The sequence below is a fragment of the Cellulosimicrobium sp. 72-3 genome (assembly GCF_013127315.1).
Classification (GTDB): Bacteria; Actinomycetota; Actinomycetes; order Actinomycetales; family Cellulomonadaceae; genus Cellulosimicrobium; species Cellulosimicrobium funkei.
In genome coordinates, this window is the sequence record NZ_CP053419.1 from 405,514 (window position 1) to 420,261 (window position 14,748).

Annotated in this window: 15 protein-coding genes; 7 read left to right on the forward strand and 8 right to left on the reverse strand. The window is 75.7% G+C overall.

Features of this window, described 5'->3' with window-relative positions; all coding sequences use genetic code 11:
• Positions 1–64 precede the first annotated feature (64 nt).
• Positions 65–1,177 carry a hypothetical protein gene (locus tag HKK73_RS01855; protein ID WP_171467318.1) on the forward strand — a complete coding sequence of 371 codons (1,113 nt, stop codon included), beginning with the start codon at positions 65–67 and terminating at the stop codon, positions 1,175–1,177.
• Positions 1,178–1,258: 81 nt separating this feature from the next.
• A complete protein-coding gene (locus HKK73_RS01860) occupies positions 1,259–1,519 on the forward strand; it encodes a hypothetical protein (RefSeq protein WP_228485195.1) in 261 nt (86 codons plus the stop codon).
• Between the two features lie 46 nt (positions 1,520–1,565).
• Here the strand turns inward: HKK73_RS01860 and HKK73_RS01865 are convergent, their stop codons facing one another.
• The 3 genes from HKK73_RS01865 to HKK73_RS01875 are packed head-to-tail and all read right to left on the reverse strand — an operon-like array spanning position 1,566 to position 5,039.
• Positions 1,566–3,830, reverse strand: coding sequence for a cation-translocating P-type ATPase (locus HKK73_RS01865; RefSeq protein WP_085386732.1), 2,265 nt, complete (start codon positions 3,828–3,830; stop codon positions 1,566–1,568).
• Positions 3,831–3,876: 46 nt separating this feature from the next.
• Positions 3,877–4,860 carry a hypothetical protein gene (locus HKK73_RS01870; RefSeq protein ID WP_171467319.1) on the reverse strand — a complete coding sequence of 328 codons (984 nt, stop codon included), beginning with the start codon at positions 4,858–4,860 and terminating at the stop codon, positions 3,877–3,879.
• Positions 4,857–5,039: a heavy-metal-associated domain-containing protein gene (locus HKK73_RS01875; RefSeq protein WP_034650939.1), complete on the reverse strand. Its 183-nt coding sequence runs from the start codon at positions 5,037–5,039 to the stop codon at positions 4,857–4,859. Before HKK73_RS01875 ends, HKK73_RS01870 begins: the two co-directional genes overlap by 4 nt.
• 258 nt (positions 5,040–5,297) lie before the next feature.
• Here HKK73_RS01875 and HKK73_RS01880 point away from each other — a divergent pair, with 258 nt between their 5' ends.
• Entirely contained in the window at positions 5,298–6,341 is a 1,044-nt protein-coding gene (locus tag HKK73_RS01880; protein ID WP_256380370.1) for an FAD-dependent oxidoreductase, read from the forward strand.
• A gap of 43 nt (positions 6,342–6,384) precedes the next feature.
• Entirely contained in the window at positions 6,385–8,415 is a 2,031-nt protein-coding gene (locus HKK73_RS01885; RefSeq protein WP_171467321.1) for an NHL domain-containing thioredoxin family protein, read from the forward strand.
• On the opposite strand, the gene HKK73_RS01890 is transcribed toward HKK73_RS01885, so the two are convergent.
• A complete protein-coding gene (locus HKK73_RS01890; protein ID WP_051028499.1) occupies positions 8,393–8,815 on the reverse strand; it encodes a helix-turn-helix domain-containing protein in 423 nt (140 codons plus the stop codon). The two genes, HKK73_RS01885 and HKK73_RS01890, sit on opposite strands and share 23 nt — an antisense overlap.
• Positions 8,816–8,888: 73 nt before the next feature.
• Between HKK73_RS01890 and HKK73_RS01895 the strand changes: the two genes are divergently transcribed.
• Entirely contained in the window at positions 8,889–9,284 is a 396-nt protein-coding gene (locus tag HKK73_RS01895) for a RidA family protein (protein ID WP_034650926.1), read from the forward strand.
• A gap of 54 nt (positions 9,285–9,338) precedes the next feature.
• Here HKK73_RS01895 and HKK73_RS01900 read toward each other — a convergent pair whose 3' ends face one another.
• The 4 genes from HKK73_RS01900 to HKK73_RS01915 form a co-directional block, all read right to left on the reverse strand.
• Positions 9,339–9,803, reverse strand: coding sequence for a PTS glucose transporter subunit IIA (locus tag HKK73_RS01900; protein WP_085386728.1), 465 nt, complete (start codon positions 9,801–9,803; stop codon positions 9,339–9,341).
• Positions 9,803–10,033 (reverse strand): PTS transporter subunit EIIB, encoded by a 231-nt coding sequence (locus tag HKK73_RS01905; protein WP_061267010.1) that lies wholly within the window; start codon positions 10,031–10,033, stop codon positions 9,803–9,805. Before HKK73_RS01905 ends, HKK73_RS01900 begins: the two co-directional genes overlap by 1 nt.
• 126 nt (positions 10,034–10,159) lie before the next feature.
• The gene (locus tag HKK73_RS01910; RefSeq protein WP_021482555.1) at positions 10,160–10,405 is read right to left on the reverse strand and encodes a glucose PTS transporter subunit EIIB; all 246 of its coding nucleotides are present in this window, start codon (positions 10,403–10,405) and stop codon (positions 10,160–10,162) included.
• Positions 10,402–11,256, reverse strand: coding sequence for a GntR family transcriptional regulator (locus HKK73_RS01915; protein WP_085386727.1), 855 nt, complete (start codon positions 11,254–11,256; stop codon positions 10,402–10,404). The genes HKK73_RS01910 and HKK73_RS01915 overlap by 4 nt, the downstream gene beginning before the upstream one ends.
• A 360-nt stretch (positions 11,257–11,616) precedes the next feature.
• Between HKK73_RS01915 and HKK73_RS01920 the strand changes: the two genes are divergently transcribed.
• Both HKK73_RS01920 and ptsP read left to right on the forward strand, forming a co-directional pair.
• Positions 11,617–13,011: a PTS transporter subunit EIIC gene (locus HKK73_RS01920; RefSeq protein WP_137279853.1), complete on the forward strand. Its 1,395-nt coding sequence runs from the start codon at positions 11,617–11,619 to the stop codon at positions 13,009–13,011.
• Positions 13,008–14,741 (forward strand): phosphoenolpyruvate--protein phosphotransferase, encoded by a 1,734-nt coding sequence (ptsP, locus tag HKK73_RS01925; RefSeq protein WP_256380364.1) that lies wholly within the window; start codon positions 13,008–13,010, stop codon positions 14,739–14,741. Before HKK73_RS01920 ends, ptsP begins: the two co-directional genes overlap by 4 nt.
• Positions 14,742–14,748: the final 7 nt, after the last annotated feature.

Below are 14,748 nucleotides of genomic sequence, written 5' to 3' on the forward strand. Positions count from 1 at the left end.
CCAGACTCGCTCGGCAGGACGCGGGCGGCGGGAGCCGTCCGCCGGGCGAGGGGACGGTGCACCGATGGACCAGCAGAAGGCACGGGAGATCAAGTCGCAGCTCGCGGACTACGCGCGCGAGCTCGCCGAGCGGTCGGGCCTGCCGGGCCGGTCGGGCACGGCGATCGAGGCTCGCGACGTGCCCGACGCCGCGGAGGTCGTGCGCGCCCCCACGCTCGCGATCGGGCTCGCCCCGCACGACGACGGCGGGTACGCGATCGCGGTCCGGTACCGCCTCGGGGTGCCCACCGCGCGCAGCATCGCGCGCAAGGTCGCCTCCGAGGCGGGCGACACGGTGGACGTGCGGCGCACGGGACGCATCCGTCCGCTCGCCGCCGCGCCGGGCGCCGGGCGTGCCCGCGGCGACGGCCCGGGCGTCCGCCCGCCCGTCGTCACCGCGTACGCGACCGGCGAGACCGGCCGCGTCCGGCCGCTGCGGCCCGGGGTCTCCGTCGCGCACGTGGACGTCACCGCGGGGACGCTCGGGGCGTTCGTGCGCGTCGCGCCGCCCGCGGTCGACGGCGCCGACGAGGCCTCGGTCTACGCGCTGTCCAACTGGCACGTGCTCGTCGGCTCGCCGGCCGCGCGGGTGGGGGACGTCGTCGTGCAGCCCGGCCCGGCCGACGGCGGTCGCGCGCCCGACGACCGCGTGGGCACCCTCGCCGGGCTGGTCTCTCTGGAGGCCGGGGTCACCCAGACCGTGGACGCTGCGGTCGCGCTGCTCGACGACCCGGACGTCGACCCGGAGTACCCGGTCGGCCGGATCACGACGACGGCGGTCGCGCTGGGCGGCGAGGTCGTGGGCAAGTCGGGCCGGACCACGGGCGTCACCGCGGGGCGGGTCACAGCGATCGAGCTCGACGACGTCGTCGTCGGGTACGGCGACGGGCTCGGTGCGCTGCGCTTCGACGACCAGATCGAGGTCGAGTCCACGGGAGACGGGCCCTTCTCGCGCGGCGGCGACTCCGGGTCGCTCGTGTACCGCGAGGACGGCGTGGCGCTGGGGCTGCTGTTCGCGGGGTCGGAGACCGGCGGTGCCAACGGCACGGGGCTCACGTACTGCAACCCGATCGGGACGGTCCTCGATCGGCTGGGGGCGACGCTGCTCGGCCGAGCCGGCGCGACGCCGTCCGGCTGAACCGCCGCGACGTTGCTCGGGACGCTCGGCCCTGCCCCCCGGCCGTCGTCGGGCGCACAATGGGTGCGGGAGGTGGTTGCCGTGGCGACCCTCGAACGAGCCCGGGAGGCCAAGGCCGCGCTGCGCGACGAGCTCGCGGGCCTCGACGGCGTGACCGGCGTCGGCATCGCGCGCGCCGACCTGACCGGTGCGCCGGTGCGCGGCGCCGGGACGTCCGGCGTGGGCGACGACTGGCTGCTGCGCGTCAACGTGACGTCCGACGACGTCGCGGTCCCCGAGACGGTGGACGGCGTCGACGTCGAGGTGCGCGTCGTCGGCGACGTGACGGCGTCGCGCGCCTGAGCCTCCACCGCTCGACGCGTCCGGGTGTGAGGGACCGCTCCGGCGGTCAGCCCGTCGCGCGGCTGGAGGACGACCGCAGGCGCAGGCTGTTGCCCACCACGAAGACGCTCGAGAACGCCATGGCGGCACCGGCGAGCATCGGGTTGAGCAGGCCGAGGGCCGCCAGGGGGATCGCGGCGACGTTGTAGGCGAAGGCCCAGAAGAGGTTCACCTTGATCGTCCCGAGCGTCCGCCGCGCGAGGCGGATCGCGTCGGCCGCGGAGCGGAGGTCGCCGCGCACGAGCGTGATGTCGGCGGCCTCGATCGCGACGTCCGTGCCCGTCCCCATGGCGAGGCCCAGGTCTGCCTGCGCCAGGGCGGCGGCGTCGTTCACGCCGTCGCCGACCATCGCGACGACCTTGCCCTCGCCTTGGAGCCGGCTGACGACGTCGACCTTGTCGCTCGGCATGACCTCCGCGATGACCTCGTCGATGCCGACCTCGGCCGCGATCCGTCGGGCGACGGTCGCGTTGTCCCCGGTGAGGAGCACCGGGGTGAGGCCGAGGGCGCGGAGCTGGCGGATCGCCTCGGCGCTCGTGGGCTTGACCGCGTCGGCCACCACGAGGACGCCGCGAGCCTGCCCGTCCCAGCCGACGATGACGGCCGTGCCGCCCTGCTCCTCGGCGCGGGCCTTGGCGTCGGCGAGCTCGCGCGGGAGGTGCTGCGCCCACTCGGCGAGGAGCGTCTCTCTGCCGACGAGCACGGCTCGCCCGTCCACGACGCCCTGCACGCCCTTGCCCTCGACGTTGGTGAACTCCGTGGGCACGGGGAGCGGGCCCACCTCCTGCGCCGCACCGCGGGCGATCGCCCGGGCGACGGGGTGCTCGGAGGCGTCCTCCAGCGCGCCCGCGAGGCGCAGGAGCTCCGCGCGGTCCGTGCCCGTCCCGGTGACGACGTCGGCGAGCGTCATGACGCCCGTCGTCACGGTGCCGGTCTTGTCGAGCACCACGGTGTCCACGGAGCGCGTGGACTCCAGGACCTCCGGTCCCTTGATGAGCACCCCCATCTGCGCGCCGCGTCCCGTCCCGACGAGCAGCGCCGTCGGGGTGGCCAGGCCGAGCGCGCACGGGCACGCGATGATGAGGACCGCGACGGCGGCCGTGAACGCCGCCGAGGCGGGGGCGCCCGCCCCGAGCCACGCGCCCAGGGCGCCGACGGCGATCGCGATGGCGATGGGGACGAAGATCGCGGAGACCCGGTCGGCGAGGCGCTGGACCTGCGCCTTGCCGGACTGCGCGTCCTCGACGAGGCGCGCCATCTGCGCGAGCTGGGTGTCGCCGCCGACGCGCGTCGCGCGCACGACGAGCCGCCCGCCGGCGTTCACGGTCGCCCCGGTGACGGCGTCGCCCTCCCCGACCTCGACGGGCACGGACTCGCCCGTGAGCATCGAGGCGTCGACGGCGGACGTGCCGGCCACGATGGTGCCGTCCGTCGCGATCTTCTCGCCCGGGCGCACGACGAACTCGTCGCCCACGGCGAGGTCGGTGATCGGGATGCGGGTCTCCGCGCCGTCGCGCAGCACCGCGACGTCCTTCGCGCCGAGCTCGAGCAGGGCGCGCAGCGCGGCGCCCGCCTGCCGCTTGGACCGCTTCTCGAAGTAGCGGCCCGCGAGGATGAACGTCGTGACGCCCGCGGCGACCTCGAGGTAGATGTTCGCCGCGCCGTCGGTCCGGGCGACCGAGAGCGTGAACGGGTGCGTCATGCCCGGCTCCCCGGCCGTGCCGAGGAAGAGCGCGTACAGCGACCAGAGGAACGCGGCGCTGGTCCCGACGGAGATCAGGGTGTCCATGGTGGCCGCACCGTGGCGCAGGTTGGTCCACGCGGCCCGGTGGAACGGCCACGCCGCCCACACCACGACGGGCGCGGTGAGCACGAGGCTCGCCCACTGCCAGTACGTGAACTGGAGCGCGGGGACCATCGCCATGGCGATGACCGGGACCGACAGCACGACGGCGCCGATCAGCCGGTGCCGCAGCGCGGTGAGCTCGGGGTCGTCCGTGTCCGTGCCCGCGTCCTCGTCGGCGGTGGGGGCCTCGGCGCGCGGGACCTGCGCCGTGTAACCCGTCTTCTCGACCTCCGCGATGAGCGTGGCGGCGTCGACGCCGTCCGGGACGGTGACCCTCGCCTTCTCGGTCGCGTAGTTCACGGTCGCGGTGACGCCGTCGAGCCGGTTGAGCTTCTTCTCGATCCGCATGGCGCACGAGGCGCAGGTCATCCCCCCGATCTCGAGCTCGACGAACGTCCCCGGCGACGGGGCGGCCGATGCCGTCATGAGGTTCTCCTTCCGGCCGGGCAGCGGGCTGCCCGGTGCAGGGTGGTCAGTGGTCGTCGTGCGCGGCGGGGTCGTCGTCGGCCGGGGCGTCGGCCGGGGCCTCGTCCGGGGCGTCGTCCGGGGTCGACGTGGCGCCGGTGGCCTCGACGGTGAAGGCCGCGGTGCGCACCTGGCCCTCGACCTGGAAGTCGAGGTACAGGAGGTACCGGCCCGCGGTGGGTGCCTCGACGGCGAACGCCACGGTCGGGCCGGAGACCTCGCCCGGCGCGGCCTCGGCGCCCTCGGGGTGGGCGTGCAGGTAGGCGAGGTCGCCGTCGCGGAGCGCGACGAGGTGGCCGAACGCGCCGAGGTACGGCTCGAGCGTCGTGACCGGCTCGCCGTCCCGCGTGACCTCCAGCGTCAGGCGCGAGGCCGTGCCGACCTGGAGGCTCCCGTCGAGCGTGACGTCGTACCCGTCGGCGGACGCCGTGGTCGTGGGGGCTCCCGCCCGGACGGGCACGACGTCGCCCGCGACCTCGACGGTGCGGCTCAGGGTGATCGGGTCGCCGCCGGTGGGGACGGCGTCGGCATACACGCGGTAGGTGCCCGCGGCGTCCCACGTCCAGGGCACCGACCAGCGGCCGGCGTCGTCCAGCTCGGGGTGGGCGTGGCGGTAGTGCGCCCCGTCGGAGCGCACGACGACGAGGTGCAGGCGCTGCTCGTGCGCGACGGCGAAGTCGGTCACCGGCGCGCCCGCGGGGTCGGTCAGGGTGAAGGCGAGCTCGCCGGGCGTGCCCGGCGACCGCGGCGCCTCGATCTCGCCGAGCGTGTAGCCGCCCTGCTCCAGGGACAGTCCGCCGACCATGTCCGCTCCTCTCGTGGCCTCCTGCGGGGGGTCGTCGCTCGTGGCGGCGTGCTGCTCCGGCGCGTGCGCGGCGGGCGGCTCCGCCAGCACGCCCTCGGGGACGACGGCGCCCGCGACCGCGGCCGAGGCCACGAACACGACCCCGAGCCCGGCGACGTAGAGCGCGATCCGGGCGGGGGCTCTCATCGCGTCCGCTCCGCCGTGTAGCCGGCCTCGTCGACGGCGGCGAGGACCGCGGCGTCGTCGAGGGGCTGGTCGGCCGTGACGACCAGCCGACCGGTGGTCGCGCTCACGTCGATCGCGGTGACGCCGGGCACCTGCCCGACCTCCTCGCGCACCGACATCTCGCAGTGTCCGCACGTCATCCCGGTCACCTGGTACTCGATCTCGACGATGCTCACGACGTTCCTCCTCGGTGCTGATACCCCCATGGGGTATGGCTAGGATGGCGAATATACCCACAGGGGGTATCGAGGTCAAGGAGGAGAGATGGGCGACGTGGACAGGCCGGACGTGGTGGTGGTCGGCGGCGGAGCAGCCGGGCACGCCGCCGTGACGACGCTGCGCGGCGAGGGCTTCGACGGTCGCGTCGTCCTCGTGCACGGCGAGGAGGGGAGCCGTACCTGCGCACCCCCGTCGACAAGGCGATCCTCCAGGGTCTGCTCACCGCGGAGCAGGCCGCCCTGCCCGTGCCCCCCGACGTCGAGCTCGTGCGGGCGCGCGCGACCGGCCTGGACCCCGCGCGGCGGGCCGTCGTCCTCGCGGACGGGCGCGAGCTCACCGCCACCGCTGTCGTCCTCGCGACCGGCGCGGTCCCTCGACCCGGCCCGGCCGTGGGTCGCGTGCCGGCGCTCGCGGGCGCCGACGGCGGGGAGCCCCGCGTGGTGCACCTGCACACCGCGCGGGACGCCGAGCGGCTGCGTGCCCTGCTCGGCCCCGATCCCGCGCGGCGCACGGTCACCGTGCTCGGCGCCGGGTTCGTCGGTTCCGAGACCGCCGCCTGGCTCGCCGAGGTCGGCGCGACCGTCCACCTCGTCGCCCGCTCCCGGCTCCCGCTCGCGGGGGCGCTCGGGACCGCCGTTGCGCGCGCCGTCGCCCAGCGCCACGAGGAGCACCTCGACGCCCACCTCGGCCGCCGGGTCGAGGCGGTGACCGAGCACCCGGGCGGAGTCACCGTGCGCCTCGCGGGAGGGACGACCCTGGAGTCCGACCTCGCGGTCGTCGCGCACGGCACCGCGCCCGCCGCACCCGGCACCGGCGGCGGCGTCGACGTCGACGACCGCCTCGCCGTCCCCGCCGCGCCCGGCCTGTTCGCCGCCGGGGCGGTCGCCGTCCACCGGGACCGGCACGGACGACGGTTCCGGACCGACCACTGGGACGCCGCCGTCGCGCAGGGCGCCCACGCGGCACGCGCCGTCCTGCGCCGTCTCGTCGGCGGCCCGGACCCCGGCCCGTACGTGCCCGACGCCGGTTTCTCCCTCGTGCTGCACGGCGCCCAGGTCGCCGGGTTCGGCGTCGCCGTGCCCGGCGCGACCCCGGAGCACCGCACCCTCGACGGTGGCGGGCTGCTCACCGAGCTGCGTGTCGGGGGCGATCTGGTCGCCGTGGTCGGCCTCGGCGCGACGCGGGAGCTCCACGCGCTGCGCCGAGACCTGCGCCGGCCCTGAGGCGTCGTCGGTCCACAGCGCGCCGGCGCGCGAGAATGGCCGCGTGACCACCGAGCGACTTCCCCGTGTCCGCGCGTCCGAGCTCGTCGGGCGCGGCTGGCTCAACACCGGCGGCCGCGACCTGACCCTCGCCGACCTGCGCGGCAAGATCGTCCTGGTCGACTTCTGGACCTTCTGCTGCGTCAACTGCCTGCACGTCCTCGAGGAGCTGCGCGAGCTCGAGGAGCGGCACCGAGACGTGCTGGTCGTCGTCGGCGTGCACTCGCCGAAGTTCGAGCACGAGGCGGACCCGGCGGCGCTCGCGGCCGCGGTCGAGCGGTACGAGGTCCACCATCCCGTGCTCGACGACCCGGAGCTCGTCACCTGGTCCGCGTACGCGGCGCGCGCCTGGCCGACGCTCGTGGTCGTCGACCCCGAGGGCTACGTCGTCGCGCAGATGGCGGGGGAGGGGCACGCGTCCGCGATCGCCGCGCTCGTCGAGGAGCTCGTCGCGGAGCACGACGCGAAGGGCACGCTGCACCGGGGCGACGGCCCGTACGTGGCGCCCGAGCCGTCGTCGGGCACGCTGCGCTTCCCCGCGAAGGCGATCGAGCTGCCCGGTGGCAACATCCTCGTCGCGGACGCCGGGCACCACGCGCTCGCCGAGCTCCTGCCCGACGGCGAGACCCTCGTCCGGCGCATCGGGTCCGGCGAGCGCGGGCTCGCCGACGGCGGCCCCGAGGACGCGCGGTTCGCCGAGCCGAACGGGCTGTGCCTCGTCCCGGAGCGCGAGCGTGCGACGTACGGGTTCGACGTCCTCGTGGCGGACACCGCGAACCATGCGCTCCGCGGGGTACGGCTCGCCGACGGGCACGTGACGACGGTCGCGGGCACGGGCGACCAGTTCATGGTGGGCGGGGTCGAGAACGTGGTCGTCCCTGACGACGAGGGCACGCCCCGGTTCGGACCGTTCGATCCGGGCTCCACCTACGACCCGCGCGACGTGCGGCTCTCCTCGCCGTGGGACGTCGCCTGGTCGGACGAGCTGGCCGGCTTCGTCGTGGCGATGGCGGGCCATCACACGTTGTGGGCCTTCGACTGGTGGAAGCTCGGGCTGCTGGCCGGGACGATGAACGAGGGTCTGGAGGACGGGCCGGGAGCGTCGGCCTGGTTCGCCCAGCCGTCCGGGCTGGCGGTCGCACCCGACGGCGCCGTCTGGGTCGCCGACGCCGAGACCTCGGCGCTGCGCCGCGTGTCCGGGCTGGGCGGTGGCGTCGCCGTGGTGCCCGAGGGCGTCGAGGTGCGGACCGCCGTCGGGCAAGGGCTGTTCGACTTCGGCCACCGCGACGGCCCGGCCGAGCAGGCGCTGATGCAGCACCCGCTCGGGGTCGCGACGCTGCCCGACGGGAGCGTCGTCGTCGCCGACACCTACGACGGCGCGCTGCGCCGGTTCGCGCCCGCGGCCGGTGACGCCGGGAGCGTCGGGGACGACACCTTCGGAACCCGCCTCGCCGGCGAGGTCACGACCCTGGCGACGGGCCTCGCGGAGCCGAGCGGCGTCGTCGTGCAGGTGGGCGAGGGGCCGGACGGCGAGCCGCAGGTCCACCTGCTCGTCGTGGAGTCCGCGGCGCACCGCCTGACGCGCGTCGCGCTCCCGGCGTCGCTCGCGGGCGAGGTGCTCGACGGCGGCGCGCACCGCACGCAGCGCCCCGTCACCGACATCGGGGCCGGGTCGCTGTGGCTCGACGTGCCGTTCGTCCCGGCGCCGGGGCAGAAGCTCGACGACCGGTTCGGCCCGTCGACGGAGCTGCGCGTGAGCGCGACGCCGCCCGAGCTCCTGCTGTCCGGAGAGGGCGTCGGCGTCGAGCTCGGCCGCGACCTGGTCGTCAACCCCGCGGTCGGCGAGGGCGTGCTGCACGTGACGGCCCGGGCGGCGTCGTGCGACGTCGTCCCCCTCGGCCCGGACGGCGAGCCCGACCCGGACGTGTTCCCCGCGTGCCACCTCGCGCAGCAGGACTGGGGCGTGCCGGTCCGCGTGGTCGACCGCGGCGAGCCGGGCGACGTCCCGTCCCTCACGCTCCCGCTGCGCGGCTGACGAGGTAGTCCGGCTCGCCGTCGTCGAGCTCGTCGTCGAACCGGCGCTGGGCCGCCTCGACCTCGCGGCGGTGCGCGTCGACCCAGGCGAGCAGCGCGTCGACGGGCTCGCGGAGCGACTTGCCGAGCGGGGTGATGCGGTACTCGACCGCGACGGGCCGGGTGCGGACCACGCGACGGTCGACGATGCCGTGGCGCTCGAGGCGCCGCAGCGTCGCCACGAGCGACTTCTGCGTCACGGCAGGGATCGCGCGCCGGAGCTCGTTGAACCGTGCGGGGCCGTCGCAGAGGGTCTCGAGGACGTGGACGGACCACGTGTCGAGCACCTGGTTCAGCAGGCGCCGGTGGTCGTCGCCGATCTCCAGACGGTGCGACGCGGGTGGTGGGGCGGTATCGGGCACGACACCTCGTCTCGTTGAAGTGCGTTCGGGCGATCAAGTATCCATGGGATACCCGACCGGAAGGAAGGTCCCCATGGCCGTCCAGCGCCTCACCCCCGAGGGCATGCTCCAGCCCGCCCCCTACCACCACGTCGCGGTCGCGACGGGGAGCCGCCAGGTGCACGTCGCCGGCCAGGTCGGCGGAGACCCCGACCGCGACGACCTCGCGCGCCAGGTCGCTGCGGCCCTCCGCAGCACCGCCCGGGGGCTCGCGGCCGCGGGTGCCACGTTCGACGACGTCGTGCGCCTCACGTTCTTCGTCGTCGGGTGGGAGCCGACCGCGATGGCGGACTTCCTGGCCGGCATCGAGAGCGTCTCGGACGAGCTCGCGATGCCGCGGCCGCTCCCCCCTGCCTCGCTGATCGGTGTCCAGGCGCTCTTCGCGCCGGGGGTGCTCGTCGAGGTCGAGGCGACCGCCGTGCTCGACTGACACACGGCGCCCCGCCCGGCCTCGCCGGGTCGCGCCGGCAGGGCGGGCCGGGCGTCAGCCCCAGGTGAGCAGCTCCTCGCCGTGGGCGGCCCACGCACCGACCTCGGTGAGCGAGGTCACGTCGTCGGGCGCCGCCTCGAGCGCGACCACGGGGCACACGGCCGACCGGCCGCCGGCGCGCACGGCCTTCGGGTCCCACGTGACGAGCACCGTGCCGCGCTGGACGTGGTCGCCCTGCGCGACGTGCGTCGTGAAGCCCTCGCCGCCGAGCTGGACGGTGTTGATGCCGAGGTGCACGAGGACCGCGCGGCCGTCGTCGTGCTGGACGACGAACGCGTGCGGGTGCAGCTTGACGACCGTGCCCGTGATGGGCGCGACGGCCTCGCCGCCCTGCGCGTCGTCGGGCTCGACCGCGAGCCCGGGGCCGACGAGCCCGGCGGAGAAGACGGGGTCGTCGACGTCGCCGACGTCCACGACCGTGCCCGTGACGGGGACGAGCACCGTGAGCGGCGCCGCCATCAGCGGAGGTCCTCGATGTCGGAGGCGATGTTGTCCGCCTCGGGGCCGACGATGACCTGGATCGCGGCGCCCGACCGCACGACGGCGATCGCCCCGGCCGCGGTCAGCGTGGCGTCGTCGACGAGCGCCGGGTCCTCGACCTCGACGCGCAGGCGCGTGATGCACGCCTCCAGGTCGAGGACGTTCGCGTCGCCGCCGAGGCCTCGGAGGATCTGCTCTGCCTTGCTCACGGGTGCTCCTCGTGGTCGGGGTCCGGCCGGGGCCGGGTCGGGGGGCCGGCCGGCAGCCGTGCCGGTCGGGGTGCGCGGGGTGCGCGGAGAAGGGCGGTGGCCCGGGTCGCGCCCGGGCCGGGTTCCTCACATGAGGTCGGCGAGGTCGGACGCGATGGTGTCGACCTGCGGGCCGACCACCACCTGCACGACTCGCCCGTTCACCATGACGCCGAACGCGCCGGCGCGGCGCAGGAGCGCGGCGTCGACGAGCGCGGGGTCCTTGACGAGCGACCGGAGCCGCGTGGTGCACGGGTCGATCTCCTCGATGTTCCCCACCCCGCCGAGGCCGGCGAGGATCGTCGCGGCGCGTTCCGCGTCGGACTGTGTCATCGGTCGTTCCCTTCGGTCGCCCGTGCCGGCACCGGCACGGGGGCGAGCTGGTCGGTCGGCGCGTCGTCGGTGACGGCTCCCCCGTCCGCGGCGGCGTCGTCGGCGGTGGTGCTGCGGGGCACGAGCGTCGGGCGCGCCTCGCGCAGCGGGACGAAGACGCTGTACCGGTCGCCGCGGTAGCTGGAGCGGGAGTACATGAGGGGCGAGTCGCCCGCGAACGTGCGCCGCACGGTGCGCATGACGGCTCGCGAGGCGCGGAGCCCGAGGAGCTTCTGCTCCTGGACGGTGGCGTCGGACGCGGTGATCGTGTCCTCGCCCCACGTCGGCGCGAGGCCGCGCTCGCGCAGGGCGCCGTAGAGGCTCTCGGGCACGCCGTCGTCGAGCAGCTCGGGGGCGAGGTCCACGGGGATCCAGGCCTCCTCGACGCTCATGGGCGACCCGTCCGCGGTGCGCAGGCGCACGACGTGGTGCATCGGGTCGCCGGTCGCGCGGCCGAGCGACTCGGCGACGGACGCGGGCGCGGGGACGGTCCCGACCTCCAGCACCTCGGTGCCCGGCTCCATGCCGCGCCGTCGTGCCTCCTCGCCGAACGTCGTGAGGCGCATCTCGAAGTCGGCGCGCGGCGGCGCGACGAAGGTGCCCCGCCCCTGCGCGCGCTCCAGCACGCCCTCCGTGACGAGCGCGTCGACGGCCTGGCGCACGGTCATGCGCGAGACGCCGAACTTCTCGGTGAGGCTGCGCTCGGACGGCACCGCGTCGCCGACGGAGAGCTCGCTCGCCACGAGGTCGGCGAGGTAGGCGCGCACCGTGAGGTACTTGTGCTCGCTCGCCTGCGATCGTGACCTGCTCATCGTCGTGCCGCGTCCTCGTCCTCGTGCCGTCCCTGGTCCCGGTCGTCGCCGACCGCCCTGCTCCGGTGCCGCGTTCTCCACGGCTGCATTGTCGTCGCCCGGCCGTCGTGCGACCTGCGACGACGCGCCCCGCGGGGCCCGCCGTGTGTCCCGGGTCACCCTCGGGGGTTGACACATCATGAGGTCTAGACCACTCTTCCTGCAAGTGGTCCAGACAACCTGGACCGACAGCCCGGGCACGACGACCCCAGGTCTTCTCGTCGCGCCTCGGGACCGGCAACGACGCCGCACGACGTCGCGCCACAGCCGCCGCTCGACGCACCTCGCCTGCGCCCCAGGCCTGCCCAGGAGGAGAAGGACATGACGACCGTCGCCGAACCGACGAGGACCAAGAGGGGGGTGCCCGGCTTCGCGCAGCTCCAGCGCGTCGGGCGCTCGCTCATGCTGCCCATCGCGTCGCTGCCCGCCGCCGCGCTGCTGCTGCGCCTCGGCCAGCCGGACATGCTCGGAGCCGACGGCGTCGCCGGCACCTTCGCGTGGATGCAGCCCGTCGCCGACGTCCTCGGCGCCGCCGGGAACGCGCTGTTCAGCAACCTCCCGATCATCTTCGCCCTCGGCGTCGCGGTCGGGTACGCGAAGAAGTCGGACGGGACGACGGGGCTCGCCGCCCTCATCGGCTACCTCGTCTTCAAGGGCGTCAGCGACTCGCTCTCGCCCTACGTGCTCGGTGAGGCGGCGGAGGGCGAGACGCAGGCGCTCATCAACTACGGCGTGCTCGGCGGCATCGTCATCGGCCTGACGGCCGCGCTGCTGTACCAGAAGTACTACCGGATCAAGCTGCCGCAGTACCTCGCGTTCTTCGGCGGCCGGCGGTTCGTGCCGATCGTCACGGCGGGTGTCTCGGTGCTCATCGCCGTGGTGGGCGCGCTGATCTACCCCGCGTTCGACTGGCTCATCAACGAGCAGATCGGCGGGTTCGTCACGGGCTCGACCATCCTCGGCGCGTTCGTCTTCGGCACGCTCAACCGCCTCCTCGTGCCGATCGGCCTGCACCACCTGCTCAACTCGCTGCCGTGGTTCCAGTTCGGCGAGTACACCGCCGCCGACGGCACGGTCGCGCAGGGCGACATCTTCCGGTTCCTCGCGGGCGACCCCACCGCGGGCACCTTCCTCACCGGGTTCTTCCCCATCATGATGTTCGCGCTCCCGGCCGCCGCGCTCGCGATCGTCCACACCGCCAAGCCGGCGCAGCGCAAGGTCGTCGCGGGCATCATGGGCTCGGCCGCGCTCGTCTCGTTCGTCACGGGCGTCACCGAGCCGCTCGAGTTCGCGTTCGTGTTCGTCGCCTACCCGCTGTACGTCATCCACGCAGTGCTTACCGGCACGTCGATGGCGCTCGTCAACGCGCTCGGCATCCGCGACGGGTTCGGCTTCTCCGCCGGCGCGATCGACTACCTGCTGAACTTCCGCATCGCCGAGATGCCGCTGCTCCTCATCCCCATCGGGCTCGGGTACGCGGTGCTCTACTACGTCCTCTTCCGCTTCGTCATCACCCGCTGGAACCTGCGGACACCGGGTCGTGAGGACGACGACGCGGAGGGCGCCGTCCAGGCGACCGGCGCCGTCGACACCACGGAGGACGCGCGGCCCGACGCCTCGGCGGCGGAGGTCTCGTCGGTGCGACGCGACGCCGACGCGGCGGAGGCGGGCGCCCGGGGCCGGGCGGGCGCGTCCGGCAGCGGGGGCACGGCGTGACGCTCGCCGACGACGCGACGCGCGCCCCGGCGCGGGCCGCCGACCCGGGGCTGACCGGCGTGCCGGTCAGCCCCGGGCGGGCGGCAGGGCCGGTGGCCCGGATGCCCGGCTCGGTCGCGGAGCCGGGCCCGGCGCCGCTGCCCGCCGACGCGTCGGACGCCGACGTCGACCTCGCGGTGACGCAGGTCCTCGCGGCGGTGACGACGGTCCAGGAGGACCTCACGGCCCGCGCGGCGCGGGCCGAGGGCACCGCGGCGGAGGTCCTGGGCGTGACCGCCGCGATGGCGGCCGACCCCGCCCTGGCGCGCGACGCCGTCGGGCGGGTGCGCGAGCAGCGGGCCACCCCGGCCCGGGCCGTGTGGGACGCGGCGGGGGTCGTCGTCGGGCGGCTCGAGGCGCTGGGCGGCCTCCTCGCCGAGCGGGCGCGCGACGTGCGGGACGTGCGCGACCGGATCGTCGCGACCCTTCTCGGCCTCCCCGTGCCGGGTGTGCCCGACCCGGGTCATCCCTTCGTGCTCGTGGCCGACGACCTCGCGCCCGCGGACACGGCACAGCTCGACCCCGAGCGCGTGCTCGCGGTCGTCACGCGCGGCGGCGGGCCGACGTCGCACACGGCGATCCTCGCGCGCGCCCTGGGCATCCCGGCCGTCGTGGCGGTCGAGGGCGCGCTCGCGCTGCGCGACGGCGAGACCGTGCTCGTGGACGGCGGCCTCGGCACGGTGGAGCGCGACCCGGCGGAGCACGACGTGGCGGCGGTCGTCGCGGCCCGGGGCGCGCGCCGCGCCCGGCGGCGCCTCGACGGTCCCGGGCGGACGGCGGACGGCCGCCGCGTGGAGCTGCTCGCCAACGTTGCGGACGGCGCGGACGCGCGCGCCGCCGCCGAGGCGGGCGCGGAGGGTGTCGGGCTGTTCCGCACCGAGGTCTGCTTCCTCGGCCGGACGGTCGAGCCGACGGTCGACGAGCAGGTCGCGGCCTACCGCGAGGTGCTCGCCGCGTTCCCGGGCCGCAAGGTCGTCGTGCGCACGCTCGACGCGGGCGCCGACAAGCCGCTCCCGTTCGTCACGCCCGACGCCGAGCCGAACCCGGCGCTCGGGGTGCGCGGCCTGCGGACCGCGCGCCGCCACCCCGACGTGCTCGACCGCCAGCTCACGGCGGTCGCGCGCGCGGCAGAGGCGGAGACGGCGGACGTGTGGGTCATGGCGCCGATGATCGCGACGCCGGACGAGGCGGAGTCGTTCGTCGCGCTGTGCGCGGACCACGGCCTCGCGACGGCGGGCGTGATGATCGAGGTGCCGGCCGCGGCGCTCGGCGCGCGCTGGGTGCTGGCCAGGGCGGCGTTCGCGAGCATCGGCACGAACGACCTCACGCAGTACACGATGGCGGCCGACCGCGAGGTCTCCGACCTCGCGCGCCTGTCCACCGCGTGGCAGCCGACGGTCCTCGCGCTCGTCGGGGCCACGGGCTCGGGCGCGGCGCTCAACGGGCGACCGCTCGGCGTGTGCGGGGAGGCCGCGGCCGACCCGGTGCTCGCCCCGGTGCTCGTCGGGCTCGGCGTGACGTCGTTGTCCATGACGCCGCGCGCGCTCCCGGACGTCGCCGCGGTGCTGGCCGCGACGACGTCGCAGGAGTGCGAGGAGCTCGCGTTCCTCGCGCTGCAGCAGCCCACGCCCGACGCTGCGCGCGCCGCGGTGCGCGCCCGGCTCCCCGTGCTCGACGAGCTGGGTCTGTGACGAGCTC

Excerpts from the sequence above, each read along its gene's own strand:
- HKK73_RS01855 (WP_171467318.1), top strand. The coding sequence starts at position 65 with ATGGACCAGCAGAAGGCACGGGAGATCAAGTCGCAGCTCGCGGACTAC.
- HKK73_RS01865 (WP_085386732.1), bottom strand. The coding sequence starts at position 3,830 with ATGACGGCATCGGCCGCCCCGTCGCCGGGGACGTTCGTCGAGCTCGAG.
- HKK73_RS01870 (WP_171467319.1), bottom strand. The coding sequence starts at position 4,860 with ATGAGAGCCCCCGCCCGGATCGCGCTCTACGTCGCCGGGCTCGGGGTC.
- HKK73_RS01875 (WP_034650939.1), bottom strand. The coding sequence starts at position 5,039 with ATGACGTGCGGACACTGCGAGATGTCGGTGCGCGAGGAGGTCGGGCAG.
- HKK73_RS01895 (WP_034650926.1), top strand. The coding sequence starts at position 8,889 with ATGGCCGTCCAGCGCCTCACCCCCGAGGGCATGCTCCAGCCCGCCCCC.
- HKK73_RS01900 (WP_085386728.1), bottom strand. The coding sequence starts at position 9,803 with ATGGCGGCGCCGCTCACGGTGCTCGTCCCCGTCACGGGCACGGTCGTG.
- HKK73_RS01910 (WP_021482555.1), bottom strand. The coding sequence starts at position 10,405 with ATGACACAGTCCGACGCGGAACGCGCCGCGACGATCCTCGCCGGCCTC.
- HKK73_RS01915 (WP_085386727.1), bottom strand. The coding sequence starts at position 11,256 with ATGAGCAGGTCACGATCGCAGGCGAGCGAGCACAAGTACCTCACGGTG.
- HKK73_RS01920 (WP_137279853.1), top strand. The coding sequence starts at position 11,617 with ATGACGACCGTCGCCGAACCGACGAGGACCAAGAGGGGGGTGCCCGGC.